The organism is Couchioplanes caeruleus, assembly GCF_003751945.1.
GTDB lineage: Bacteria > Actinomycetota > Actinomycetes > Mycobacteriales > Micromonosporaceae > Actinoplanes > Actinoplanes caeruleus.
In genome coordinates this window covers 5,326,690-5,338,381 of record NZ_RJKL01000001.1, presented here as the reverse complement: position 1 = coordinate 5,338,381, position 11,692 = coordinate 5,326,690, and the positions used below count along the sequence as shown (strand labels likewise).

At 72.8% G+C, this 11,692-nt stretch carries 7 protein-coding genes; 2 read left to right on the top strand and 5 right to left on the bottom strand.

Annotated elements, in window-relative coordinates:
• Nucleotides 1–27: 27 nt before the first annotated feature.
• Nucleotides 28–1,677, top strand: a complete 1,650-nt coding sequence (locus EDD30_RS23800; RefSeq protein ID WP_071810189.1) for a phospho-sugar mutase — start codon at nt 28–30, stop codon at nt 1,675–1,677.
• Between the two features lie 101 nt (nt 1,678–1,778).
• Here EDD30_RS23800 and EDD30_RS23795 read toward each other — a convergent pair whose 3' ends face one another.
• The 3 genes from EDD30_RS23795 to EDD30_RS23785 are packed head-to-tail and all read right to left on the bottom strand — an operon-like array spanning nt 1,779 to nt 7,985.
• The gene (locus tag EDD30_RS23795) at nt 1,779–2,462 is read right to left on the bottom strand and encodes a GOLPH3/VPS74 family protein (protein WP_071810188.1); all 684 of its coding nucleotides are present in this window, start codon (nt 2,460–2,462) and stop codon (nt 1,779–1,781) included.
• Complete coding sequence (locus tag EDD30_RS23790) at nt 2,459–5,875, bottom strand: CDP-glycerol glycerophosphotransferase family protein (RefSeq protein WP_071810187.1); 3,417 nt, start codon at nt 5,873–5,875, stop codon at nt 2,459–2,461. Before EDD30_RS23790 ends, EDD30_RS23795 begins: the two co-directional genes overlap by 4 nt.
• A complete protein-coding gene (locus tag EDD30_RS23785; RefSeq protein ID WP_071810186.1) occupies nt 5,868–7,985 on the bottom strand; it encodes a bifunctional glycosyltransferase/CDP-glycerol:glycerophosphate glycerophosphotransferase in 2,118 nt (705 codons plus the stop codon). Before EDD30_RS23785 ends, EDD30_RS23790 begins: the two co-directional genes overlap by 8 nt.
• 120 nt (nt 7,986–8,105) lie before the next feature.
• Between EDD30_RS23785 and EDD30_RS23780 the strand changes: the two genes are divergently transcribed.
• On the top strand, nt 8,106–8,651 hold the full coding sequence (locus EDD30_RS23780; RefSeq protein ID WP_071810185.1) for an acyltransferase: 546 nt from the start codon (nt 8,106–8,108) through the stop codon (nt 8,649–8,651).
• A 61-nt stretch (nt 8,652–8,712) separates the two neighbouring features.
• Here the strand turns inward: EDD30_RS23780 and EDD30_RS23775 are convergent, their stop codons facing one another.
• On the bottom strand, nt 8,713–9,996 hold the full coding sequence (locus EDD30_RS23775) for a nucleotide sugar dehydrogenase (RefSeq protein ID WP_071810184.1): 1,284 nt from the start codon (nt 9,994–9,996) through the stop codon (nt 8,713–8,715).
• A gap of 28 nt (nt 9,997–10,024) precedes the next feature.
• Nucleotides 10,025–11,593, bottom strand: coding sequence for a glycosyltransferase family 2 protein (locus tag EDD30_RS23770; protein ID WP_071810183.1), 1,569 nt, complete (start codon nt 11,591–11,593; stop codon nt 10,025–10,027).
• Between the last annotated feature and the right edge of the window lie 99 nt (nt 11,594–11,692).

The following is an 11,692-nucleotide window of genomic DNA, read 5'->3' as shown; positions in this document are numbered from 1 at the left end:
AGGCTGCCGCCGTGCTATCCACATGGCATGGCAACAACTGACGACCTTCGCAAGCTGGCCGAGACCTGGCTGGCCGATGATCCCGACCCGGCCGGCCGCGACGAGATCCGGGCGCTGCTCGACCGGCTTCCGGACAGCGCCGCCGAGCTCGCCGACCGGTTCGCCGGCCCGCTGACCTTCGGGACCGCCGGTCTGCGCGGCAGGCTGCGCGCCGGGCCGAACGGCATGAACCTCGCGGTCGTCACCCGCGCCGCCGCCGGCCTGGTCGGCTGGCTCGCCGCCCAGGGCGGCGAGGGACCCCTGATCATCGGGTACGACGCGCGGCACGGCTCACGGCAGTTCGCCGAACAGACCGCCCGGGTGGCCACCGCCACCGGCCGCGAGGCGCTGGTGCTGCCGCGTCCGCTGCCGACGCCGGTGCTGGCGTACGCGGTGCGCAAGCTCGACGCCGTCGCCGGGGTCATGGTCACCGCCAGCCACAACCCGCCGCAGGACAACGGCTACAAGGTCTACCTGGGAGCGCAGCTCGGCGGCCCGGGCGGCGCCGGGGCCCAGATCGTGCCGCCCGCCGACGCCGGCATCGAGGCCGCCATCCAGGCGGTCGGGACGCTGGCCGAGGTCAAGCTCGGCGACCCCGGCACGGTCCTGGGAGAGGACATCGTCCAGGGATACGTGGACAGCGCGGCGGCCGTGATCCCGGCCGGTGCCCGCGAGCTGAAGGTCGCGTACACGCCGCTGCACGGCGTGGGCGGCAGGGTGCTGGTGGACGCGTTCACCGCCGCCGGATTCGCGGCGCCCGCGGTCGTGGCCGAGCAGTTCGAGCCCGATCCTGAGTTCACCACGGTGGCGTTCCCCAACCCGGAGGAGCCTGGGGCGATGGACCTGCTCCTCGCGCTGGCCACGGCCGAGAACGCGGACCTGGCCATCGCCAACGACCCGGACGCGGACCGCTGTGCGGTGGCGATTCCGGCCGGCGAGGACGGCGGCTGGCGGCCCCTGCGCGGCGACGAGCTGGGTCTGCTGCTGGCCGACCAGCTCATCCGCCGCGGCACGCCGGGCACGTACGCCACCACCATCGTGTCGTCGACCCAGCTCAAGGCGCTGTGCGCGGCCCGGGACGCGCCGTACGCCGAGACCCTGACCGGCTTCAAGTGGATCGTCCGCGGCGCCGAGGAGCTGGCCTTCGGCTACGAGGAGGCGCTCGGCTACTGCGTGGCCCCCGATCTGGTCCGCGACAAGGACGGCATCACCGCAGCCCTGACCGTGGCCGAGCTCGCCGCCGGCCTCAAGGCCGAGGGCAAGTCGCTGCGGGACCGCCTGGATGAGCTGGACACCGAGCTGGGCGTGCACCGTACCGACCAGGTGTCGGTCCGGGTCGACGACCTCACCGAGATCACCCGGGCGATGGCGCATGTCCGGGCGAACCCGCCCGCGACGCTGCTCGGCCAGCCGGTGACCGAGGTCGAGGACCGGGCACCGGCGGCGGACGTGCTGACGCTGCGGACCTCGGGCGTGCGCGTAGTCATCCGGCCCTCGGGCACGGAACCGAAGCTCAAGGCGTACCTGGAGGTGGTCGAGCCGGTCGGGAAGACGGGCAAGCTCGCCAACGCCCAGTTCCGTTCCGGGGTGGGCATGGCCCAGCTCCGCAAAGAAGTCTCGGCCGCCCTGGGCCTCTAGCCGACCGCCGCCGCGCCCTCGGAGCGTTCGCGAGGGGGCGCGGCGACGCGGTGCCTATGGTCTTTCGGGGGGAACGAGCACGGCCGCGGCGACGCGGCTGCCTACGGGGTCTTGGGGGCGCCCAGGGCGGCGGTGATGGCGCGGCTCAGCGTGGCCACCACCAGGGCGACGCTGGGGCGAACGATGGAGTCCTCGAGGTTGGCGCCGCCGGCGAAGCCGGCTCCGTTGGCGATCTCCTCCAGGCGCTCGTGGGCGCGGGCCTGTTCCTCCGGCGGGAGCCGCAGCGCCGGCTCCATCCGCGTCGCGACCAGCAGCGTGGCCAGGGCGGCGGTGCGCTCGTCCGGGATCGCGTCGGTGATCAGCGCCTCGGCGAGCCGCTTGCGGATCTCGGCCTCGCACGCCGGGTCGGTCGTCGGATAGCGGTGCACGTGGATGGCCCCGAGCTGGGTCTCGTCGACATCGCGGATCACGCCCCGCGACACCAGGTCCTCGAGGACCCGCTCCCGGAGGCGGTGGCGCAGGCGCTGGACCCACTGTGCCGGCGTGTGCGGGCTGTCCCCGGCCGCCTTGGCCAGCACGAGGTCGGCGATCGGCTCGCCGGTCGGCGTCGCGTCGGTGACGACGATGTTGCCGTTGACGTAGGCGATCCGCCCGGCCAGCGCGAGGTCGACCAGCACCGCCGCGGCCATGCCGAGGTCGAGTCCGATGCGGGAACCGGTCGCCTTGCCGGTCTGGTCGTCATACGCGAGGAGGAGGAGCTCCTCAGCGAGCGCGATGGAGGTCATGGCAGAACGATAGTGTCCTCAGTCACGCGGCCTCCACCGCCTCTCCCCCTTCGTCCGGCCGCGAGCAGCCAGTCGACCAGTCGCACCGCCGCGCCCTCCCCCGCGGTGGCGTGGCTCTCGGCGAACGCCTCGACGGCGGGCGCATACTTCGCGGCGATCGCGCCGAGCTCCCGCACCGCGGCCATCACCTCCGCGGAGGTCCGCAGCAGTGGCCCGGGCGCGGCCGTGGCGAGGTCGGCGTTGAGGCCGGGAGAGGCCTCGAACTCCGCGAGGTCGGGGACGTAAAGAAGGGCCGGTCGGCCGGTCACCGCGAAGTCGGCGAGCAGCGCCGAGTAGTCGGTGATCAGCGCGTCCGCGGCGAGCAGCAGCTCGGCCGCCCGGGGGTGACCCGAGACGTCCAGCACGCCGTCGACCAGGCCGAGGCCCAGCACGTCGTCGCCGAGCGCCGGGTGGCGGCGGACCAGCAGCGTGTGATCCGGCGGCAGCGCGGCCGCCACGCCCGGCAGGTCCAGCAGCTTGCCGGGGTCGCTCCAGCCGCGTTTGCGCAGGTCCATCGGGCGCCGGGTGGGGGCGTACAGGACGAGGCGGGTGCCGGCATTCAGCCCGAGGCGCTTCAGCACCGCCGTCCGGGCCTCCTCGGCGTCCATGGTGGCCAGCATGTCGTTGGCCGGGCGGCCGTACTCCAGCACCGGGCCGTCGAAGCGCAGCTCCCGACGAAGTACGGGGGTCGCCGAGGCGCCGGGTGACGCGAGCGCCGTCCAGCTCGCCGCGTCGGATTCGATCTGCTCGATCAGCTCCCGGCCGAGCGGGTGCCGCTCGGCGGTGGCGCCGAAGCGGGCGATCGGCCAGCCGCCGGCGAGCCGGAGCACGACCTGACCGTCCTGGGGCGTGAACCAGCGGGGCAGGTCGTCGTTGGTGACGATCCAGCGGCTGGTGGTGAGCGCCGCGTACCAGGCCTCGCTGCCGTGCACGACCGGGCCGGCGCCGGGCGGCACCGGCTGGCCGCGCTCGACCGTCCAGCGGGCCGCCGGGGCGTCCGGCCGCCCGGTCAGCTCCGCCAGGAGCGCGGCAGGGTCGTCGGCGAAGCGGCGGCCCGGCGCGGCGTCGAAGAGCACGACGTCGCACGGTGCGGGCCGGCCCGCCACCGGGGCGTACGCGGCCCGCAGACGCTCCTGCCCGGCCGGGTCCGGGGCGGGCGCCTCGACCACGAGCATGGCCCGCTCGTCCCCGGCCGGACGCAGCACGCTGCGCACACCGTCGCCGGCCGTCGCGCAGGTCGGTAGGCCGGCGAGGACCGTCCCGGCGAAGCCGAGCTCCACGGTGGCCCGCCTGCGCCTGCCGGCGGACCGGAACGAAAGGTCCCAGGTGCCCGCCACCAGCGGCAACGCTCCGGCCAGGCCGGGCACGGCGGACGGGTCGACGACCACCTGCCAGCGGCCGTCCACCACCCGCAGCGGCATGCCGAGGTCTCTGCGGCGCTTGCGCAGGCGCAGCAGCAGTTCGCCCTCGACGTCGCGCGGGCCGTCGCCGCTGAGCACCAGTGCGCCGTCGGGACGCCACTCGGCGGAGGTCACGACCGGGCCGGCCGGGCGGGTGCGGAGCGAGACCTGACCGGTGGCGGAGACGGCCGTGCAGACCTCGTCGGTGCCCTGTACGGTCCGGAACGGCTCGTACCCGTCGTCGGCGATGAGCTGGACCGGCTTGTCCTCGACCACGATGTCGATCCTGAAGCGCTGGGCGTACAGGCCGGTCGCGTGGTTGTCGTCGACGACGTCGAGGCCGATGCCGGTCAGCGGGACGCGCGCGGTGAAGGAGCGGCCGTCCGGGGCCACCTCAACGCTCACCCGGAGCGAGGCGAGCCCGCGGACCCGGCTGAGCTCGATCCGGACCGGACCCTTCGGCCTCCTGCGCAGGATGCCCCGCAGCACCAGGTCGTCGCCGTCGCGGTGGCTCGCGGTGAGCCAGCCGTCCGACTTGCCGACCCGCAGCCGCAGGCGGCCCTTGGTCACGATCGGCGCGACCCAGACACCCGGCTCCATCCGCAGGCGCGGCAGCGGTCCGGTCCAGTCCTCGGCCATCCGTAGCGCGGCCCGCCGCAGCGTGAGACCGCTGGTCGCGGCGACCGCGACGGTCCAGGTGCCGCTGCGCCAGACCTTCCCCTTGCGCAGGGCCAAAGGGTTCACCGAGACGGCGAACCCCGCCGCCTGCTCGGCCGGGGCGGCCGTGCGGTCCCGGTACGCCCGTGTCCGCAGCGGAATCTTGCGCCGTCCGCCCTCGCTGGAGAGCCAGAGCATCCGGAAGCCGAACCGGCGCGGCGGGCGGCCGGGCACGAAGGCGTAGCCGGTCAGCTCCAGCCGGCCGTCTCGCCAGGCGAGGCCGCGGACGGCCGATTCGAGCCTGGGCCGCGACGGCGCCTTGGGCTTGCGGAACCCGTGGTCGATGAGCTCGATCAGGTCGTCGACGCGGCGATCGCGGATCAGCCTCCAGTGCTCGCGCATCCCGGCGGGCTGACGGTCGACGGCGCCGGGATCGAGCTCGGCCAGGTAACCGGTCGCCAGGTCCAGGAACGTCTGGCGGAACTCCGGCGAGGCGGCCGGTAGGAACTTGAGGTAGCCGCTGAGCTTGTCCCAGACCGCCTGCTCCTCGTACACCCGCAGCAGTTCGTCCTGACCCGCCTCTCTGAGCAGCTTGCGGGTCAGGTTGACCGAGTAGAACCGGTCGGTCAGGTTGCGCAGGCCGTTGTCGGACTGGGTGATCGAGCGGACCGCGCCCTCGCGGACCCGCCAGAAGTAGATCGGCTCCCCGACGACGGCGACGCTGGTGGCCAGGGCGTGCGCCGGCACGGTGACCGGCACGTCCTCGAAGAGCCGGCCGACCGGGAACTCGAAGCCGTGTGCGTCGTAGAAGCTGCGGCGGTACAGCTTGTTCCAGATCGTGCGGTCGCGCAGCAGACTCGGGTTGCGCGAGACGTGCGTGTCGAGATCGGTGGGGCCGATCGCCTCGTTGTGCGGGGCGCCGCGATAGGTGCCGCGGGAGGAATACCGGCGGACGCCGCCGGTGGCGAAGTCCGCGCCCCCGGCCATGGCCTGCACCAGCAGCTCGTAGGCATGAGCGGCCAGCACGTCGTCGCTGTCGACGAAGGCCAGATACTCGCCCCGGGCGGCCGGGACGGCGACGTTGCGGGCGGCGCTGAGCCCGGCGTTGGCCTGGCGGATCAGCTCGAATCGGGGGTCGGCCGCGGCGAACTCCGCGGCGATGGCCGCGCAGCCGTCGGTGCTGCCGTCGTCCACCATCAGTACCTGCAGGTCGCGGTAGGTCTGCGCGCGCAGCGAGTCGAGGCAGTCGCGCAGGAACGGTTCCACGTTGTAGATCGGCACGATGACGCTGACGAGACCGGGTACCCGCTCAGACATCGGCTACCCCCGCGCCGGGGAACACTCGGCGGACCACACGTTCGGCGGCGCGGCCGTCCTCCAGGGAGCAGAACCGCGCCTGGAACCGGGCCCGGGCCGCGGCCGCCTCGGCGCCGGTCGCCCGGCCGCTGCGGAACGCTTCGACCAGTTCGTCGAACGTACGGGTGAAGCTGCCGGGATGCTCGGTCTCCAGGTCGAACGTGACGCCACGGACCGCCCGGTAGATCTCCCAGTCCGGCGCGAAGATGATCAGCGGCCGGTCCAGCACGGCGTAGTCGAACATCACCGAGGAGAAGTCGGTGATCAGCGCGTCGGCCGCGAGGTAGAGGGTCTCCACCGCGGGGAAGGACGACACGTCGCTGACCCGCGGGTGCCGGAGCGGGAAGCCGGCGAGGCCGTAGAAGTAGTGACCGCGCAGCAGCACCCGGGTATCCGGGCCGAGCGCCTCGGCGAGCGCGTCGACGTCGAGCACCGGCGTGAAGGCGGCATGCCATTCGCGGTGGGTCGGGGTGTAGAGCACCACCCGCTCCCCCGGGGCGAGGCCCAGCTCGGACCGGGCCGCCGCGACGTCCTCCTCGGTGGCCAGCGCGAGCCGGTCGTTGCGCGGATAGCCGGTCTCCAGCGTCTCTCCCCTGATCGGGAACTGCCGGTCCCAGAGCAGGGTGGTGTGCCGGTTGGCGGTGATGCTGAAGTCCCACTTGGCGATGTTGCGGCGCAGCCGCTCGGCGTCGTATCCGACCGTGGACGCCGGGAACCTGGGCTGGTCGAGGCCCATCGTCTTGAGCGGCGTGCCGTGGTGCGTCTGCACGTGGATGGCGCCGGGGCGCTTCACCACCTCGGGCGGGAAGGTGGCGTTGTTGATCAGGTACTTGGCGCGCGCGATGGTGCGGTAGTAGGCGCGGCTTCCGGACATGACGTAGTCGACGCCCGGGGGCAGTGGCCGGTGGCCGCGCTTGACCACCCAGACGCCCCTGACGCCGGGAGCGAGTTCCCTGGCCTTCTCATAGATGGCGGCCGGGTTGCAGGCGTACCCGCGATACCAGTACGCCGCGTAGACGGCCAAGTTCTCGTCGATCGGCCGACGGAGTTGCCACCGGTAATACCAGCGCAGGCCGCGCTTGCGCAGGCGCGCCTTGGCGGTGCCCGGCGCCCGGCGCACCGAGCGGAGCGCGCCACCGACACCGCGCAGCGCCCGGTAGGCACCGAAGAAGTCGGAGGCGACCAGCTTGAGTCGCAGGCCGGTGGCGCCGCCGGGGCGCGGGGCGGCACCGGCCTCGTGCCTGCGCACCAGCGCGGAGATCGCGGTGAACATCGCCCGGCGGGCGTCGCGAGGCACCCGGGAACCGTCCTCCACGATCTTGAGCAGCTCGGTGACGGCGTGGTCCAGCGCCCGCCGGCGCAGCGTGGCCGAGGCGCCGGCCAGGTGGCGGCTCAGCGCGTGGTCGTACTGCGCGACCGCGTCGGCGTGCCGGGCGGAGCGGGCCGAGCGGATCGAGCCGTCGCGGTCGAACCGCCGGAGATAGCAGGCCGGCGCGAACGTCGCGACGCGGCCTGCCTGGGCGAGCACCGCGTACGCGAAGGACACGTCCTCGTACCAGCCGGGCTCGAAGCGGATGCCCGACTCGACGAGGAACTGCCGGCGCACCACCAGGGCGCCCAGCGGCGGTGTGCGCCGGGTCAGCGCCTCGGCCGCGGTGGGCACGGACGCCGGCGTCCACCAGCCGGACACGGATCTGTTCCACCTCTCGCGGGCGGCGCCGACGACGAGCACGTCCGGCTTTTCCTCGCGCAACCGGGCCTCGACGGCGGCGAGCGCGCCGGGGACGATCCGGTCGTCGCCGTCGACGAACCAGACGTACTCACCGGTGGCCCGCTCGAGACCGGCGTTGCGGGCCGGCCCGGGCCCGCCGTTGGCGCTCAGGTGCAGCACCGTCAACCTCGGGTCCCGGGCGGCCCGGTCGTCGAGGACCTCGCCCGAGTGGTCCGGGGAGGCGTCATCGACGCCGATCACCTCGGCCTGCGCGGTCTGCTGCTCGAGGATCGAATCCAGGCACTCGGCGAGATATCCCTGCACACGCCACGCGGGGACGACGATGCTGATGAAGTTCATATATGTGCGCATACCGTCCGTACGCTGTGTTACCGGGAAAGCGCCCAGGCTACACCGGCAACCGCCCGTAACCGTCTCCCCGATTTCCACCTCAACCCGGTCGGGTATCACACTGCAGGGATGGAACACACCCACAATGGCACCGACGCCGGCAGCGCCAGGCAGCCGTTCGTCCACCCCTCCGCTGACGTGGAGGAGGGCGCCACACTCGGCGCCGGCACCAAGGTCTGGCACCTCGCACACGTCCGCTCGTCCGCCGTCGTCGGCGAGGACTGCGTGATCGGGCGCAACGTCTATCTCGACGCCAACGCCGTCGTCGGCAGCCGCGTCAAGATCCAGAACAACGTCTCGGTGTACCAGGGCGTCACGATCGAGGACGAGGTCTTCGTCGGGCCGTGCGCGGTGTTCACCAACGACCTGCGGCCCCGGGCCCAGAACCCGGACTGGAAGATCACCCCGACGCTGGTCCGCCGCGGCGCCTCGATCGGGGCGAACGCGACACTGGTCTGCGGCATCGAGGTCGGCGAGTACGCGATGATCGCGGCCGGCTCGGTGGTGACCAAGGACGTGCCGCCGTACCAGTTGGTGGCGGGCAACCCGGCCCGGCCCAGGGGCTGGGTGGACGAGCGCGGCGAGATCGTCAGCCGCGACCCCGAGCGGCCCTGACCGCGGCGGCCGGCCATGGCAGTGCTCCCGGGGCGGTGCGACCGCCCCGGGAGCGCACGCCTCAGCCGCCGATGACGATCCGGCGGATGCCTTCGAGCCGCTCCGGGTCGGTGGTGCGCCGGCCGTCGACGATCACCTTGACGCCCGGCAGGTCCGCCGGGGTGAGGCCGCGATACTCCGCGTGGTCCGCCTGCACGACCGCCGCGCCCAGCTCCTCGCCGTTCCAGGCCGGCAGGCCCAGGGCGGTCAGCTCGGCCGCGGAGTACATCGGGTCGGACACGTACGGCTTGGCGCCCCGGCGGCGCAGCTCCTCGACGGCCGGGAAGACGCCCGAGAACGCCGTCTCCTTGACTCCGCCGCGGTAGGCGGCGCCGAGCACCAGCACGCCGACGCCCTCCAGGTCGCCGAGCGCCGCGGCGAGCAGGTCCACCGCGTACGCCGGCATCGCCGCATTGGCCTCGCGGGCCGAGCGGACCACCGTCGCGGCCGGGTCGTTCCACAGGTACAGCCGCGGGTAGACCGGGATGCAGTGCCCGCCGACCGCGATACCCGGCCGGTGGATGTGGCTGTACGGCTGGGTGTTGCACGCGTCGATGACCACGTTCACGTCGACGCCGATGGTGTCGGCGTACCGGGCGAACTGGTTGGCGAGCCCGATGTTGACGTCCCGGTAGGTCGTCTCGGCCAGCTTCGCCAGCTCCGCGGCCTCCGCCGAGCCGAGATCCCAGACGCCGTTCGCCCGGTCCAGGTCGGCACGCTCGTCGAAGTCGAGCACGGCCTCGTAGAACTCGATGCCGCGCTGCGCCGACGCGGCGTCGATGCCGCCCACCAGCTTCGGATACTTGCGCAGGTCGGCGAAGACCCGGCCGGTGAGCACCCGCTCGGGGCTGAAGACCAGGTGGAAGTCGCGGCCGGCGACCAGGCCGGAGCCCTCCTCCAGCAGCGGCGCCCAGCGGGTGCGGGTGGTGCCGACCGGCAGCGTGGTCTCGTAGCTGACCAGGGTGCCCGGCCGCAGGCCGCGGGCGATGTCCCGGGTCGCGGACTCCATCCAGCCGAAGTCCGGCACGCCCTCGCCGTCGACGAAGAGCGGCACGACCACGACCACGGCCTCCGACTCGGCGACCGCGGCCGCGGTGTCGGTGGTGGCCGTCAGCAGGCCGGCGTCGACCGCCTGCTTGAGCTTGACGTCGAGGTCGGCCTCGCCGGGGAACGGCACCAGGCCCTCGTTGACCGTGCGCACCGTCGGCTCGGAGACGTCCGCACCGATCACGGTGTGTCCCTTGGACGCGAACTGGACGGCGAGCGGCAGCCCGATCTTGCCCAGGGCGACGACACAGATCTTCATGCTTGGGTACATCCTCCTTGGCGCGGGTTCAGCCCCTGAGGCGGAGCCAGCGCGCGAGACGGCCGGCGATCCGCCGGGGTGTGACGGTGGTGCTCACGACGTGCAGTCTGGCCTTCTCGTCGAGCTCCACGCCCACGAGGTGCAAACGAAGACCACGCCGATGGAGGATACGCCTCGCCGCCGACAGGTCGAAGGCGGTCACCGGACGACTGCTCGACTCGCCCTGCATGGTCCAGGTGAAACGCACCCGCCGGCGCTGCCGCGGCTTGGTCTGACCGGCGACGATGTCGTCGACCGCCAGGTAACCCAGGACCCGGGTGCCCCCGTCCGCGGGCACCACCTCGGTCAGCGCGGCCGGGCGGTCGCCCGCCGACACCCGCGGCGGCGTCTCGTCGCCGCCGAGATCCAGCAGCGACATGTGCCAGCCGACGAGCAGGGAGCGCCGGCCGTCCGGCGTACGCCCCCAGCGTACGGTCGCCGGCTTGCTCTGGTGGACGAGTTGCCGGAGGTGGGATCCGGCGTCGAACCACTCGTCGGGAAAACCGCGCGCCGGGTCCCGGAAGCCGGGGAAGTCGAGATAGTAGTGATCATCCTCGATCACCACCGGCGTCAGCCCGTGCTGGGCGTGGTGCTTCGCGACCGCCACCAGGTCGTCGACGCTGCCGTGCTGGGCGACGCTCAGCGAGATCCGGTGCGAGACGTCCAGCGCCGCCCGGATGTCTTCGGTGAGGTAGGTGTCGGCGAGCTTGCGGACGCCCTCCTGCACCCGGACCCGCTCGTCGTGGTCGGCGGCCAGGAAGCGTTTGCCGAGCAGCTTGCCGAGCTCCCAGGTGAAGTGCCGGCGCAGGACCGCGGCGCGGGCCTCCGGGTCGGTGATGACGTCGGCGGCGGTGTCCATGATCAGCGCCGTGTCCTGCACGAAGCCGGACAGCGAGGTCCGGTAGGTGATGTTGCTGGAGTCCTTGCGGCGTACGGCGTAGTAGTACTCGTAGTCGGCACGGACGACGATCCGGCGGGCCGCCACCACCGCGCGGATGGTGAACGGCTGGTCACTGCCGGAGCGCAGCTCCTCCGGATACCGGATGTGGTGCTCCTCCAGCAGGGAGCGGCGGAACAGCTTCGTGTTCGACAAGGCCCACGGCAGTGCGGAGTTGACCAGCGTGATGTCGTCACGGTTGCCCGGTTCGAACACGGCCTGGTTGACGACCCGGCCGCCGACGCCGACCAGCCGGCCGAGGACGATGTCCGCATCCAGCTCGTCACCCGCGGTGACCAGGCGCTGCAGCGCCTCCGTGCCGAGGTAGTCGTCGGCGCCGAGGAAGAAGACGTACCGGCCGGTGGTCATGTCGAGGGCACGGTTGCTCGGGCCGGCGGGGCCGCCCGAGTTCTCCTGGTGCACGACCTTGATCGTGCCGGGGTATTCCGCCGCCCAGCGATCGAGCTCGGCGCCGCTGCCGTCGGTGGACCCGTCGTCGATCGCGACGATCTCCAGCCGGTCCACCCCGATGCTCTGGTCGACGAGCGAGCGCAGGCACTCGGTCAGGTAGGGCATCGTGTTGTACACGGCAACCACCACGCTGACGTCGGGTCCACCCACTACGCGCCTCCCCGGCACCTCAAGTCTCGAAGACGACGGGAGTCTATGACATCGCCGCTCGCCGCATCGCTAGATCCACAACGTTCAGGAGGCGTTCGC